General features: G+C 43.6%; 11 protein-coding genes. 5 read left to right on the top strand and 6 right to left on the bottom strand.

Features of this window, described 5'->3' with window-relative positions:
* Positions 1-59: 59 nt before the first annotated feature.
* Both J3P37_RS21570 and J3P37_RS21565 read left to right on the top strand, forming a co-directional pair.
* Complete coding sequence (locus J3P37_RS21570) at positions 60-2,945, top strand: SusC/RagA family TonB-linked outer membrane protein (protein WP_256013842.1); 2,886 nt, start codon at positions 60-62, stop codon at positions 2,943-2,945.
* Between the two features lie 18 nt (positions 2,946-2,963).
* A complete protein-coding gene (locus J3P37_RS21565; protein WP_256013839.1) occupies positions 2,964-4,598 on the top strand; it encodes a RagB/SusD family nutrient uptake outer membrane protein in 1,635 nt (544 codons plus the stop codon).
* 288 nt (positions 4,599-4,886) lie between these two features.
* Here the strand turns inward: J3P37_RS21565 and J3P37_RS21560 are convergent, their stop codons facing one another.
* The 6 genes from J3P37_RS21560 to J3P37_RS21535 all read right to left on the bottom strand — a co-directional run bounded on the left by J3P37_RS21560 (position 4,887) and on the right by J3P37_RS21535 (position 12,239).
* Positions 4,887-6,269: a putative oxidoreductase C-terminal domain-containing protein gene (locus J3P37_RS21560; protein WP_256013837.1), complete on the bottom strand. Its 1,383-nt coding sequence runs from the start codon at positions 6,267-6,269 to the stop codon at positions 4,887-4,889.
* 10 nt (positions 6,270-6,279) lie between these two features.
* Positions 6,280-7,695 carry a Gfo/Idh/MocA family protein gene (locus J3P37_RS21555; RefSeq protein WP_256013834.1) on the bottom strand — a complete coding sequence of 472 codons (1,416 nt, stop codon included), beginning with the start codon at positions 7,693-7,695 and terminating at the stop codon, positions 6,280-6,282.
* A 32-nt stretch (positions 7,696-7,727) separates the two neighbouring features.
* A complete protein-coding gene (locus tag J3P37_RS21550; RefSeq protein ID WP_256013831.1) occupies positions 7,728-8,591 on the bottom strand; it encodes a ThuA domain-containing protein in 864 nt (287 codons plus the stop codon).
* A 4-nt stretch (positions 8,592-8,595) separates the two neighbouring features.
* Positions 8,596-9,855, bottom strand: a complete 1,260-nt coding sequence (locus J3P37_RS21545) for a DUF6807 domain-containing protein (protein WP_256013829.1) — start codon at positions 9,853-9,855, stop codon at positions 8,596-8,598.
* Positions 9,856-9,862: 7 nt separating this feature from the next.
* Positions 9,863-11,203: an MFS transporter gene (locus tag J3P37_RS21540; protein ID WP_256013826.1), complete on the bottom strand. Its 1,341-nt coding sequence runs from the start codon at positions 11,201-11,203 to the stop codon at positions 9,863-9,865.
* A gap of 349 nt (positions 11,204-11,552) precedes the next feature.
* Positions 11,553-12,239, bottom strand: coding sequence for an SIR2 family NAD-dependent protein deacylase (locus J3P37_RS21535; RefSeq protein ID WP_256013824.1), 687 nt, complete (start codon positions 12,237-12,239; stop codon positions 11,553-11,555).
* A gap of 123 nt (positions 12,240-12,362) precedes the next feature.
* Between J3P37_RS21535 and J3P37_RS21530 the strand changes: the two genes are divergently transcribed.
* From J3P37_RS21530 to iscU, 3 genes are all read left to right on the top strand, one after another.
* Complete coding sequence (locus J3P37_RS21530; protein ID WP_256013822.1) at positions 12,363-12,998, top strand: HAD family hydrolase; 636 nt, start codon at positions 12,363-12,365, stop codon at positions 12,996-12,998.
* A gap of 179 nt (positions 12,999-13,177) precedes the next feature.
* Entirely contained in the window at positions 13,178-14,389 is a 1,212-nt protein-coding gene (locus J3P37_RS21525) for an IscS subfamily cysteine desulfurase (RefSeq protein ID WP_256013819.1), read from the top strand.
* A 58-nt stretch (positions 14,390-14,447) separates the two neighbouring features.
* Positions 14,448-14,861, top strand: coding sequence for a Fe-S cluster assembly scaffold IscU (gene iscU, locus J3P37_RS21520; protein ID WP_256013816.1), 414 nt, complete (start codon positions 14,448-14,450; stop codon positions 14,859-14,861).
* The last annotated feature ends 8 nt before the right edge of the window (positions 14,862-14,869 follow it).

Here is a 14,869-nt window from a genome sequence, read left to right as displayed (position 1 = left end):
CACGTATGAGACGATTTTGTAAAAATTGGATCAGGCTTTTACCCTTGATCCTTTGTATTATGACTCAGCTTACTCTTTCGGCTCAAGAAAGAACAATTACAGGGAAAGTAACCGCATCGCGGGATAAAGCTCCTCTGCCCGGTGTAACTGTTACCGTAAAAGGAACGACTACCAGGGCGGCAACGGATATTAACGGAAACTTTCGGATTGCTGCCGGCCAAAATGATGTACTTGTATTTACTTATATTGGCTTTTCCAACAAAGAGGTCCGTGTCTCTGAAGCGAACGGCAACGTCCTGAACGTTGCCATACAGGAAGATGCCGCTAAACTGAGCGAGGTGGTAGTGGTAGGATACGGTACCCAGAAAAGAAGTGATGTAACCGGTGCCGTCGCCTCCGTTGATAAAAAGCGGCTTACTGAAGTCCCTAATACAAACTTCGCCCAGGCCTTGCAAGCCTCCGTTCCGGGCTTAAGTGTCGATCAAAACGCCGGCGGTGCCGAGGGTAACGACAACGCTATCCGTATCCGGGGAAGGAACTCCATTTCTGCTGAAACTTCCCCATTGATCATCCTGGACGGCGTACCTTATAATGGCAGCATCTCTGACATTAACCCTACAGATATTGAATCAATTGATGTACTAAAAGATGCCTCTTCCGCTGCAATTTATGGTTCCCGAGGTGCAAATGGGGTGATTCTGGTGACCACTAAAAAAGGAACCCGCGGTAAACCGGTAATATCTTATGATGGCTTCTATGGCGTGCAAAACCTAGCAAACCTGCCAAATACTTTGTCCCCGGAAGAATTTTACGAGTTTAAAAAGATCCGTGAGCCCAACTCTATCACTCTCTCAGAACAAGCAGTGTACGATTCGAAAAACTTCCCTGACTATCTTGATCTGACTACCCGTCAGGGTAATAAGATGCAACATACACTCGGCGTAAGCGGAGGAGGAGAAAATTCCAGGTACTATGTCTCTGCGAGTTACCTTGATGTAAAGGGAATTGCTGTAAATGACGATTTTAAAAGATTGTCTTCCCGGATAAACCTGGAAACGAATATAAAAAGCTGGCTTACTTTTGGAACGAATACCCAATTAGCGTATAGCAACCGTGACGGACTTCCGGCTACTTTTGCGGGTCAAACCGGAGCTTATAACTTTAACCCCCTTACCACTCCTTTCGAGGATGACGGAAGCCAGAGGATTTATCCATGGCCTGAAGATGTGTTTTTCGGAAACCCACTGGCAGCAACTCTGGCTAATAACGAGGATAGAACCTCAAAGATCATATCAAATAACTATCTGGATTTAAAGATCCCTTTTATAAAAGGACTTTCATACCGCTTGAACACTGGTATTGAACATACTACCAGGGACGTGAATACTTATTACGGCAGAAACACGAGGACAGGCTTACAGGCAAAAGGCGACCTAGCCATGAGAGCAAGTACCAACTCGAACCTCCTGATCGAAAATATCGTTAACTACAACCATACTGTAAAGAAACACTCCATTGCTGTAACTGCTTTATACAGCATGCAAACCGACAAGATCCGCACGGATACCTTAGATGCTACGGGCTTTCCGAATGACGTGTTAACGTTTTATCAGGCAAAGGTAGCTTCAGGAATAATACCTGCAGCTGGGTACGCGAAACAAACACTTCTTTCACAAATGGCTCGTATAAATTACAGTTATGACAGCAAGTACCTCATAACTCTTACTGGCCGCCGAGACGGATTCTCTGCATTCGGAGACAATAACAAGTACGCCTTCTTCCCTTCCGTTGCTTTAGGTTGGAATATAGCTAAGGAAGATTTTCTGAAGGACCACAAAATAATCAGCGACCTTAAACTCCGGCTTTCATACGGAAGTAACGGAAACCAGGCCGTAGATGCCTACTCCACATTAGCTAAACTGTCCACACGCAGTTATGTTGAAGAGGCAACATCTTTGCCGGGCTATGTACCTACATCGCTGGCCAATGAAGATCTAAGTTGGGAAACTACCAACCAGCTGAATGCAGGTGTGGATTTCGGATTACTCGACGGCAGGATCCAGGGATCTCTGGATGTCTACACCAAAAACACCTATGATCTGCTCCTGCTCAGAGCCATCTCATCCGTTCATGGGGTAAGCAAAGTCCTTCAAAACATTGGTGAGACTTCAAATAAAGGACTTGATCTTGGGGTTAACAGCACTAACCTGAAATTGAAGGATTTCAGCTGGTCAAGCAACCTCTCATTCTCATTCTATCGCAATAAAATCAAAGATCTGTATGGCAACGGACAGGACGACATTGCCAACAAATGGTTTATAGGCCATCCGATCGATGTTAACTACGGTAAGATATTTGGAGGAGTATGGCAACTGACAGACGACCTTAGTACATCACCGCAACCCGATGTAAAACCCGGGTATGCGAAGGTTGTCGATCAGAATAATGATGGAAAAATTAATGACCTTGATAATGTGATTTTTGGCAGCAGGCAGCCAGACTTTATCTGGGGACTGGGTAATAACTTCAGATATAAGAACTTTTCGCTGTATCTGTTCTTCCAGGGGGTACAGGGCACCAGCCGAAATAACCCCCTTTTATCTGACAATGTACAATCCGGCGTGCGTAACAATACTACCAGGAAAAACTGGTGGTCGCCAACCAATCCAACAAACGAATATTATGCAAATGCATTGGGCGTAAATATTCATGGCGTAGGTATACTTGAAAGCGATAGTTATGCAAGGCTGAAAGATGCGTCTTTAGCATACGATGTGCCGGCAAAGATCTTAAACCAAATAAAAATTAGCCGCCTGAAGGTCTATGCAAATGCACGCAACCTGTTGACAATAACCAAGTGGACAGGCACAGACCCCGAATTAAATGAACAGAACTCTATCCCTCTGCAAAGAGAATTTGTCTTCGGTTTAAATATTGGCTTATAAATAAATCGGTAAAAAATTATGAAAACATATAAAAAAATTATAGTATCCCTGATTATGGCTCTAGCTTTCTCAAGCTGCTCAAAAGATATGCTTGAAGAAGATGCCCCGGCCGAAATATCAGCAAATAACCTTTATAAAGATAAAGCCGGTTTCGATGCCGGTATCAACGGTTTATACGACGAAGTACGTCGCTCACGTTCCGGAAACACACTGAATGCAGTAAATGCGATGATGACAGGTCCGGCCTATCTTGGAACCGACAATGCATATGCAAACTGGAGAGACGGTTTAGAAGACATTTACAATCAATGGGGCGCAATCAATAATCCCACGGTCGAACAGTTCAGATTAGAATGGGCTTGGCTTTATGAGACCATAAACGCTGCAAATACGATCATCAACAGGGCTGAAAATCCGGCTGTAAATTGGACGAGCGATGAGAAAAACATGACCCTCGCCGAAGCAAGGGCCATACGGGCTTGGTGTTACCGGCACCTTACCTATATGTGGGGCGATGTTCCACTTACCCTTGAAGAATCTTCGGAAAGTAAGATCAAAACTGATTGGGTAAGAACCCCAGTCGCGGAGGTGAGAGCTGCAATGGAAGCCGACTGGCTATTTGCAGAACAGCATTTGCCTGTAACGTCTACACTTAATGGCAAAATGCTTAAGGGGGTAGTTCAACATTACCTTGCAGAACTTTATCTAGCACAAGGCAGGGATGAAGAAGCCAGAGATTTCGCATTAAAAGTGACTACCAATCCGCAATATGCGTTGGTAACTGCCCGCTACGGGGTGAACGCAAGCAAGCCAGGTACTGCCTTTACCGATATGTTCCTGAACGGAAACTCCAACCGCAGCCAGGGAAATACTGAAGCCTTATGGGTTTTACAATCTGAATTGAATGTACTAGGTGGTGAATCTCATAATGTGATGCGTCGATATTGGGTAAACCGGTATTACTCATTTACAATGAGAGGTACCGACAATGTCGCAAAAAGTCCTTTCATTGTAAGTGAGGAATTTGGAGGCCGGGGCATAGGCCGCTATGGACCGACAAAGTGGGCTTTAAGTATTTACCCTCCAGGAGATGATCGTGGATCAGACTTTGCATGGCGGTTCTCATATACTATAAATAACCCTAAGGGGGTTCCTACGGGTTACAATTTGGGGGATGTGGTACATCTTGACAGAACATCCAATGAAAAAACCCTGAATCCTAACTGGCCTTCCACCCGGAAATGGGATTATGCAAGTCCCGTGGACCCAAATGTTGATAGGGCTTATAACGATCAGGTATTCTTACGTGCTGCAGACACCTATCTGCTGTTAGCAGAAGCGTATCTTAAACTTGGGGAACCTGGAAACGCTGCATCGGCTATAAACGCTTTACGCAGACGTGCTCACGCACCTGAAATTGGCGAAGCTGATGTTACTCTGGACTTTATTCTGGATGAGCGTTCCCGCGAATTATTCTCAGAAGAAGAGCGGAGATATACCTTGTTACGCACAGGAAAGTTTCTGGAACGGGTAAGGGCCCACAATGTACTCGCAGGACCAAAAGTTACTGAACGGGATCTGTTGTATCCAATACCGCAAGCTGTTATCGATGCGAACATAGACCTGAAAATGCCGAACAATAAAGATTATTAAAAACCTGTGTTCTTTTGTGTTTTTGTTTATCAAAACCCCGGCAAAACCGGGGCTTTTTATTTGGACTCTTTCTGGGATCTTGTTCTGTCTTAGGTAAGTTCGGCACACGCGGCACACGTGCGCCAGCGGACAGACAAAAGTTTAAATAACGACATTGAGCGCACACGTGCCGCGTGTGCTTAGAAACCTGTCTATCGAGCTTTCCTAAGGGATGCTAAGGGAACAGGCTACGAACTACTTACAAGAACTTAAACTAAAAACTTATTATAGGAGTATCATTAAGGCCTGTTAACGCGCCCTTGCCAACTCCAGCCCTTTAGTTGTAGTATAATATTTAGCGATCATATTTGGCACCTCCCATTCCGGAATATTCTTATTCTTAAGATACTCCAGGAATTTTTCCATAACCCTGGCAAAATGCGCTTCATGACCTTCCTTGTATTTTTCGGGCACCACAACTTCCCAGCCCTTGCCAAGCTTTTTCACCGAAATACCCGGATACTTCGCCTGAACCTTAGCCAACTGCGCATTAACGACATCTTCAGATATAGAACCACTTGCAGGCTCTATATACAACACAGGTTTGTAGTTCTGCTCTGCGCCCTGTCTGATCACCAGGTTTGCTTTGGTACCACGCATAATCGAATAATGGGTATCCCCTGTGCCTTCAGGCGCCTGGAAAGCCCAGTTAACAGAAACCCTGGCATGAACTCCTTTAAGCTGATAATTGATCTCCCCATTCGAGTAAACACGGAGAACGCTGTCATTAACCACATCCTTCTTTAAATAATCCGGAAATTTATCTTGTTTAGTGATGGATTTAAACTGGCTCAGGGTCATTTCAGTGTACCAACGTCGCGCAGAGTTTACCTTAACGTCGTTCTGGTATCTAATGATTTGATCAGGGAAACATTCCCATTGAATCAGATCGACAAGATGGGTGGTTACATCTACGATCCCTTCGCCTTCCTGGGTTACATCCATAAACCAGGCTGGTCGTGTTAATACCTTTCCTGACACATATTTATAGAAATGATGCGTACTTTCCTTCGTTACCGAAGGGTTGTCGGGTGTTCCCTTTTCCAGGGAGCCGAAAAGCTCCGGCAACATAGAAAACTCCCGCTGCAGCATTGTAGTGATCTCATAACGTTCGGTCATGATATCATATAAGAGCAGATCCTTCTTCTTTGCTGTTTCAAATGCAGCTTCCAGCGCCTTGAAAGATTTCCCGTCTATGGCCATAGGCTTATCAGCCAAAACATTTAGTCCGGCATCAACCGAACGCTTAATGTATTCGGTTTTCTGCCTGTTATTACCGGCCAGCACCACAACATTACCCTTCTTCTCCTCCAGCATCTTTGTAAAAAAATCGCTTCCGGTATAAACTTGTTCATTCCAACGGGTAGGATCAACAGGTTGCTCGTTGTACGCTTTTATCTTTTCAAGATGCAATTGTACGTCCGGCGTTTCAGGTGCATAAACGAATACCGTTGAGTCAACATCCGGATACATCTTTTTTTGCACCAGAGCTGCGTGAAAATGCCCCGGATCCAATGTTACAAGGCGAACTTTGCTACTATCTGCAGCTCCTTTCTCTGCCCGGCTGTTACAAGCCGCCAGCGCAATAAGCAATATTAATTTAGACGACATTATGGGCCATATACTTTTCATTGGCAAGATATTAAATTTTAACATAACTAGTACCGTACGGATACCTTTGAGGCCTAGACAACAGCTTGTTTGCTTCCTCATTATTTTTAAACTTTTCTTTTTTAGGATCCCAGTACAACTTTCCCGGTATTTTCATTGCTGCATGGGCAACCAGGCAGGCACTGCATGAACGATGTGCAACCTCTGCAGGACTTATAGTTTGTTTTTTACTTTGTATGCAATCAAGCCAGTTCCCATGCTGTTCCAGACTTTCATAGAGGTGTATTTCCTTTGGTCCGATCTGAGAATTAAGTATTTTCGGATCACTGGCATTAAATGCTTTACTCGGAGCTGCGCTTGCTCCCGGATCTGAGGCGGTTACCCCTACATTACCCCGCGACACAAATATCCAGCCATCAGTGCCTTCAAACTTAACACCATTAGGATTTTGACTGCTCATCAGCATATTTACTCCATTAGCGTATTTCGCCTGGACCTGGTATCTACCATGTACATTCCAAAGACCGGTTTTTGGAAACTCAGCGGTCGCTTCAACTTCAATAGGGCCCGTATATTCGGTATCCATACCCCAGTGTGCGATATCTATATGATGTACGCCCCAGCCAGTGATCATACCTGCACCGAATTGCTCACACCGCAACCATCCTCCCCTGGATGTCGGATCTGTCTGCGAATGAACGCGGTCGGCAGTATAATAAATATATGGCGTAGAGCCAAGCCACATGTCATAATTTAACCCTTCGGGAACGGGCATTTCCATTACATTTCCACCTGCGGGATCCGATGGCAGGCCTACATGCACCGTATGCAGTTTACCTATCCTTCCGTTTCGTACCAGCTCACAGGCCTTTTTAAACTGCGGCCAGGGATTTACCGATCTCTGCTGACTTCCGAGCTGGAAAACAACACCTGTTTTACGCACAATATCGCTCATTACACGTCCCTCCTCAATTGTTAGGGAGGTTGGTTTTTGAAGATAAATATGCTTCCCTGCAAGGGCAGCCTCCATAGCCGGTTGAGCGTGCCAGTGGTCCGGAGTACTGATCATTACGGCATCAATATCCTTATTGGCGAGTAATTCATGGTAATCCTCATAAGTCTTCACGTCGAGGTATCCGGTCTTACCCATTTTCTGGTCGTACCAGCCTTCAATTAAAGTCTTTCCGCTTTGCAGCCTGCCCCGGTCAACATCTGCAACAGCAATGATGCGTGCCACATCGTATTTAAATGTTTCGGCAAGATCATGCCCTCGCGCGATCCTGCCGCAGCCTATCTGCCCTATGTTGATCTTATTGCTGGGTGCGTTTTTACCGAATACTGAAGAGGGAACAATACTTGGGAAACCGAAGGCTACAGTAGACACAACTGCGCCTTTAACCGCAGTTTTCACAAAGTCTCTCCTGTTATAATTTGGTTTTTCGTTCATAATCGATAAGTTTGTTTATATGGATGTTTTTATTAATATCGTACTGGTGTGTCTCTTGAATCTGCGTATGCTTTCGAATAATCGAGTTTTTTCGTTTCCGCCGCAACGAATTTGATTCCCTGGAGGATATGTTTCATAAATACAGGTTCCTGGTAATACTCTTTATTATGCCCCAGGGTGCTGATCCAGATATTGCCGCCATCAAACTTTTGATACCATACTGCCGGATACAGGTCCTTAAACGGACTCGAAAACTGGGCGATTTTCTCGGGATCTCGTGAATCCAGTGTAGTAAGGTCGTGAGCCATCGTCACTTTGATTCCCGGATACAGTTCTTTTGTAAAGTAGCATTCATCGCCGAAACTTCTTTCCCATACCAGGGGAAGCCCCTTCATGGTCACATGTGAGGGATCGATCACTTTAACCTTGAATTTCTGGTTTTTTGCATGCCAGGCGAAAGTCCCTCCCAGCATTTGTTTAAACCATGTCCATTTCCTCTCTGTACCAGTCACAGAATGAATGCCGATAAAGCCGCCTCCGGCCTGGATATATCTCCTGAAAGCCAATCGCTGAGCATCTGTATCAAACACATCGTTATTAGTGCTCGTAAATACAAGCATGGTATACTGCTTAAGATTTTCTTCGGTATAAACTCCCGGGTCATCACTTACATCTACCTTGAAGCCGTTGTCTTTACCGAGCTTCTGGATGCTCTGTACTGCCGAAGGAATATTATCATGCACATAACCTTTGCCGTTTTTAGTGTACACCAGTACTTTTACATTCTTCAATTTAGGCTCTTTTTCTTTAGCTGTTAACCCGGAAAAACATAGTACTGATACTAATAGCGACAATAGTAGTCGCCTGCAATTGCTTTTAAAAATTAAAGTATTCATTGGTTTATTTTAAGATTTTTTTTATCACAGGTGGATTTGCGAAGGCCTGCCAGGCAGCTTCGGCTTTTTCTTTATTATTATGTCCGTTGAAAACCAGGAAGCGGTATTTGAGTGTATAATCCTGCCCCGGTTTGAGCATCCAATCCCTATCACGTGTGGGTGAAAAATTTGCATAAACGTCTCCCCGCTTGTTTGCTGTTTCAGGCCATATTCGCAAGGGCTCGGGATGGTTATAATTCGTTGGATAAGACATCATCACCGAACCTCCAAAATCCTCATCCAGGCTTCCCTGTACCAGTACCCAGCGCGCCTTGCTGCCGTCCGCGTCTTTGCGTGTTTTCCCTTCCGATGTTACCGTTTCACTATTTTCCCTGTTCCACTTTTCAGTTGCCCGCCAGCCTAAACCTCCATACCGGTATTCTTTTAGTAGTACAGGGCTATTCTTTGCACAGTTTAAGCGGATGGTGATGTCCATGATATAATGATCTTGCTTATCTTGAGGCTCATAGATCCGGACTGTCTGCAATTCATTCATCGCAATTACACGACTGCCATCCTTTTTAAATACTACATGTTCATGCAGCGCCTGGAATTCCGCGTATACAGGTCCCTTTGTCACGGAAACGAATTTTGCAAATTGAACAGTTCCCAGCTTGAGCTTCAGGTTCCAGAAATCCACGGTATCGCCTTCAAAAACCACATGAGTCCATGGGTTCCACAAACCAAAATGATGGTAATGATCACGGGCATTTATCCTGGTAAGCGCCTGCCCGTTTGGAGTCCAGAGGGGATGAATAAAGCCGCTCCTTTTGAAAACAGTATCGACGCCTGCTGGGGGATACATGGTTTTAAAATTATATCTTAACAGGTCTTTGTCTTTAAAACTTATTGTCAAAGCGCCATCCTGAACCGCCACATTCATACTCTCTGCTGGCTTTCCCGGTGATTCCCTGCGAAGTTCAAATATCTTTTTCTGAGGCTTTTGAACGCCGCTTACCATCCAATACATGAACCGCTGTCCCCTGTTTTCGAGCTGATGATCTACTTCAATTCTTTTCCCATCTCTCAATTCCACAAGATTTAAAACAGAATCAGGCAATAGAGTTACCTCATCCAGGTTAAAATAAACCGGTATAGCTGCGCCAATTGTCTGCTTAGTAATTTCAACTTCAAACTTTGCAAGGGTCTGGCCATAAGCACCCTGAGACGATAAATATTGAGCGCAAATGAGAAGAAGCCAAAAGGAAATTGTCTTAAAATTCATAACAATACTATTGAGCTTTAATAGGTGTCATTTTAGGAACCAGTAAGCCGAACATTACAAACCATGCTATAAGGTAAGACGCACCGCAGATAACAAACATGATATAATAGCCCGTTTGTATATGACCGAGACTTTTGTAATGATCGAATAGAATCCCCGCCAGCTTTGCCATGACCATTCCTCCGGCACCACCGGCCATTCCGCCCATTCCAATAACTGAACCTACCGACTTTTTGGGAAACATATCTGATACGGTCGTAAAAATATTAGCCGACCAGGCCTGATGTGCTGAAGCTGCGATTCCAATGATGATCACCGCATACCACATATTGTAGCTGCCTGCTTGCTGTGAAAAGACTACCAATACGGGAAACAAAGCATAAATAAACATAGAAGTTTTGCGGGCTCTTACAATGTTCCATCCTTTATTTTTTACGAACCACATCGGCAGAAATCCCCCCAGAACACTTCCAAAACAAGTCATTGTATATACTACCGCGATAGGAAAGCTGATCTGCATCCCCCCAAGACCATACTCAGCGATTAAGAAAGCTGGTAGCCAGAACAAAAAGAACCACCAGATACCATCAGTGAGAAATTTGCCCAGGATAAAAGACCAGGTTTGTTTATACGTAAGGAGTTTTGTCCAGGAAACGGTTGGCCCCTCTTCTTGTATGCTTTCTGCATGCTTTTCATCTTCGGTATGAATATAATTGTATTCTGCCTCAGACAAGCGTTTATGTTTAGCTGGTACTTCATACATGATAAACCAGAACACAAGCCATAGCAAACCTACAGCCCCGGTGACGATAAAAGCCATTTGCCAGCCCCAGTTAACGGCTAGCCAGGGAACCACTACCGGAGCAGCAATCGCGCCGACATTTGTGCCTGAATTGAAGATCCCTGTAGCAAGAGCTCTTTCTTTTCGTGGGAACCATTCAGCTACAGTTTTAATAGCTGCAGGGAAATTACCTGATTCTGTAACTCCTAATAATGCCCGGTAAACTCCGAAGCTAAGTGTGCTGGTAGCAAATGCATGCAGAATTGATGCAATGCTCCAAAGGAGTAAAGAAAGTGCATATCCAAGCTTACTGCCAATTTTATCGATTATACGGCCGATGCCTAGCATTCCTATGGCATAGGCCAGTTGAAAAGCGATAACTATATTTGAATAATCAGATTCGGTCCAGCTGAATTCCTTTTCCAGTATTGGCTTAAGCAAACTGATCACCTGCCTGTCGAGGTAATTGATGGTTGTAGCGAAAAATACTAATGAACAGATTGTCCATCTATAATTGCCAACACGGGATTTGGTCTTTGGCACTTCGGTTACTAATTGGTTTTCCATATGTAAAGGAACCCATATCAGCCTAAAATTTTAAGGACATATGTTGCAAGTATGCCCGTCTATTCAATCAAACACCCTACTGTCTGGCTATGCTGCATGAATCTCATTTCCCTGCAATCCGACGTAATTCTCGGGTACATTCGACTTAAACGTCGGGCTCAAAATCCTGACCCAACCTTTATTTTTACAAAAATTTACTTCATGAAATTATTTAGGAGCAACAAAACAACATCAGGACTCCCCCTGAATCTTGTGAGCATCGCGATGATCTTGATTTTAGCGATCTTATTCATTTTCAAAATCATCTTGTAACAAACTATCACGCTAAACAGGAGACCTCTTATCTTTCTTAGCGGCTAAGCAACTCCTTAACAATCAAAGGGACCCCGATTCCAGCTTTCAGAGCCAATACCCGCATATTCTTTACAGAAAGCGATTCTGCCTTGGGGTCTATAACAATTTTCTCCGAATCGTATGGCACAAAATCTATCAAACCTGCTGCTGGATAAACGGCCAGGGACGTCCCTACTAAAAGAAACAAGTCTGCAGTGCGACAGATACTTGCGGCGGCTTCTATCATCGGCACAGCTTCACCGAACCAAACAACATGCGGTCGCAATTGAGAACCTAGGGCACAGGTTTCGCCCATCTTCAACTCCCAGCCTTCTATGTCATATAGCAGATTCGGATTTTTGTCCGACTGGGCTTTCGTGATGAGCCCGTGTAAGTGTACGATGTTAGATGAGCCGGCACGTTCATGAAGATCGTCTATATTCTGAGTAATAACAGTAACATCATATTTTTGCTCGAGCTCCGCTAAAGCGTAGTGAGCAGCGTTTGGTTGCGCTTGCAAAACAGACTTACGGCGCATATTATAGAAGTCCTGTACTAAAACAGGGTTCCTTTGCCAGGCTTCAGGCGTGGCAACTTCATAAATATCATATCCTTCCCACAGGCCGTCAGAATCGCGGAAAGTTTGGAGACCGCTTTCTGCAGAAATGCCTGCTCCGGTTAGTACTACCAGTTTCTGTTTCATATTAATTTATTACAATAAATATAGCTCACCCTTGTTTAACATTATTGAAAAAATTCTCTTTCTTTTTTTAAACTTGCAATATGCCCGGCACGGTTCAAAATAATAAATAGCAAAAGATAGTAAATGAAAACACCTGATAGCCTGATCTTCGACATGGATGGTACTCTCTGGGATGCTCTTAATACTTATGTAAACTCCTGGAACAGCGGATTAGTAGAAGAAAATATTGACAAAAAAGTAAGCGCAGAGGAGATCAGCTCGATGATGGGACTTGATTCGCAGAAAGTGTTGGACAGAATACTTCCTGAGTATAGTCGCGAAGAACAACATAGGATCTACAAGACCATAAATCAGCACAGGGCCGAACAAGTTGAAACCATTGGCGGAACTTTGTATGATGGAGTTGTTGAGGGACTCAAGAAATTGTCCGAAAAATACAAGCTGTTCATTGTGAGCAATTGCCCCGAAGGCATGATCACTCTTTTCATGAAATGGGCTAACATCACAGAGTATATCACGGATGAAATGGCTTATGGCGTAAACAACATGCCCAAGAACCACAATATTAAACATCTTATAGATAAATATCAGCTCCAAAATCCGGTATACATAGGAGATACAGAGGGCGACAGAGTTGAAAGTGAGCGGGCCGGAATTCCTTTTGTGTACTTTAGTTTTGGGTTTGGAAATGTTGAAAAATATGATCTAAAGTTCAATGACTTCAATAGCTTTACCGCCTACTTTTTAAATCTCCCCTAAGCCGCTCATATTTTAACCTCTATCGTTATTATAAGCCTTGTAAAAAATGACATAAATCACCTTGGATTCAATATGGCAAAAAAATGACGCTCCATCTATAGCTCATAGACAATCTCAATACCTATCCGCTAAAAGTTTTACTATCTTTGTATTTAGAATTAGTAAAAATTTCATTTGATATGAATCTTCCAATATATTTAGACAATAATGCTACAACTCCGATGGATCCACGGGTGCTGGATGCTATGGTTCCTTATTTCACTCAGAAGTTCGGGAACGCAGCAAGTAGAAACCACGCCTTTGGATGGGCCGCAGAAGAAGGGATTGATTATGCCCGCGAACAGGTTGCTAAGCTTATTGGCGCAAACGAAAAAGAAATAATCTTCACATCCGGAGCGACAGAAGCCGATAACCTTGCTATCAAGGGTGTGTTCGAAATGTATAAAGAGAAAGGTAACCATATTATTACTTGTGTTACTGAGCATAAAGCCGTTCTTGATACCTGCAAACACCTTGAAAAAGCAGGAGCATCTGTTACCTACCTTCCCGTTAAAGAAGATGGTTTAATAGACCTTCAGGAACTGGAAAATGCCATTACTGATAAAACTATATTAGTTTCTATCATGTATGGAAACAACGAGATCGGCGTAATACAACCTATCAAAGAAATAGCTGCAATTGCACACAAACATGGTGCCTTGTTCTTCACCGATGCTACTCAGGCGGTTGGAAAGATACCAGTTGATGTTATTGCCGACGGAATAGATCTTTTAGCGTTTTCTGGCCATAAAATGTACGGGCCAAAGGGTGTTGGCGCTCTGTATGTTCGTCGTAAAAATCCACGGGTTAAGGTAACAGCCCAAATGGATGGCGGTGGTCATGAGCGTGGCATGCGTTCAGGAACACTCAACGTTCCGGGAATCGTTGGTTTTGGAAAAGCGTGTGAACTTTGCCGCTTGGAAATGGCTGAAGAGTCTAAAAGACTTTCTGCTTTACGCGATAAATTAGAGGCTTCTTTAACCACACTGGAAGAAAGTTATGTAAACGGTAACCGAGAGTTCAGACTTCCTCACGTCGCTAATATCTCTTTTAAATACGTTGAAGGAGAAGGATTGATGATGGCAATGAAAGACATGGCTGTTTCTTCCGGTTCTGCCTGTACCTCAGCATCTTTAGAGCCCTCTTATGTATTAAAAAGCTTAGGACTGTCGGATGATCTGGCACACTCTTCGATACGTTTTGGACTAGGAAGATTTACAACTGAAGAAGAGGTTGATTTCGCAATAGAGCAAACCAAAAAAGCTGTGAATCATCTTCGCGATCTGTCACCTCTTTGGGAAATGTTCAAAGAAGGAATTGATCTTGATAAAGTAGAATGGGTAGAACACTAGGCCTTATCCAAGATAAAAGATTTAACAGTATTCATTAATATAAATAAAACAAAAAGCTATGGCTTATTCAGATAAAGTTATTGATCATTACACTAATCCCCGCAACGTTGGAACACTTGACAAAAGCAGCACCAAGGTGGGAACAGGTTTAGTGGGCGCCCCTGAATGTGGCGACGTTATGCGTCTTCAAATTGAAGTTAATGAGGAAAATGTAATCACCGATGCAAAGTTTAAAACTTTCGGTTGTGGTTCTGCAATCGCATCTTCCTCTTTAGCTACAGAATGGTTAAAAGGTAAAAGCATTGACGAAGCAATGAGTATCGATAATATGGATATTGTGGAAGAACTTGCTTTGCCTCCGGTAAAGATCCACTGCTCTGTATTAGCAGAAGATGCTATTAAAGCAGCCATCAACGATTACCGTATAAAGAATGGCTTAGAGCCAATTGTAAGCGAAAAGGCACATCACTAATTTGATGA

The sequence above is a fragment of the Desertivirga xinjiangensis genome, assembly GCF_024436435.1.
Classification (GTDB): Bacteria; Bacteroidota; Bacteroidia; order Sphingobacteriales; family Sphingobacteriaceae; genus Desertivirga; species Desertivirga xinjiangensis.
This window is presented reverse-complemented; position numbering and strand designations above follow the sequence as displayed.

Bases quoted from the DNA above. Each gene is read 5' to 3' on its own strand.
- J3P37_RS21525 (WP_256013819.1), top strand. From the start codon at position 13,178: ATGAATCTTCCAATATATTTAGACAATAATGCTACAACTCCGATGGAT.
- J3P37_RS21570 (WP_256013842.1), top strand. From the start codon at position 60: ATGACTCAGCTTACTCTTTCGGCTCAAGAAAGAACAATTACAGGGAAA.
- J3P37_RS21560 (WP_256013837.1), bottom strand. From the start codon at position 6,269: ATGAAAAGTATATGGCCCATAATGTCGTCTAAATTAATATTGCTTATT.
- J3P37_RS21540 (WP_256013826.1), bottom strand. From the start codon at position 11,203: ATGGAAAACCAATTAGTAACCGAAGTGCCAAAGACCAAATCCCGTGTT.
- J3P37_RS21555 (WP_256013834.1), bottom strand. From the start codon at position 7,695: ATGAACGAAAAACCAAATTATAACAGGAGAGACTTTGTGAAAACTGCG.
- J3P37_RS21545 (WP_256013829.1), bottom strand. From the start codon at position 9,855: ATGAATTTTAAGACAATTTCCTTTTGGCTTCTTCTCATTTGCGCTCAA.
- J3P37_RS21565 (WP_256013839.1), top strand. From the start codon at position 2,964: ATGAAAACATATAAAAAAATTATAGTATCCCTGATTATGGCTCTAGCT.
- J3P37_RS21530 (WP_256013822.1), top strand. From the start codon at position 12,363: ATGAAAACACCTGATAGCCTGATCTTCGACATGGATGGTACTCTCTGG.
- J3P37_RS21535 (WP_256013824.1), bottom strand. From the start codon at position 12,239: ATGAAACAGAAACTGGTAGTACTAACCGGAGCAGGCATTTCTGCAGAA.
- iscU (WP_256013816.1), top strand. From the start codon at position 14,448: ATGGCTTATTCAGATAAAGTTATTGATCATTACACTAATCCCCGCAAC.
- J3P37_RS21550 (WP_256013831.1), bottom strand. From the start codon at position 8,591: ATGAATACTTTAATTTTTAAAAGCAATTGCAGGCGACTACTATTGTCG.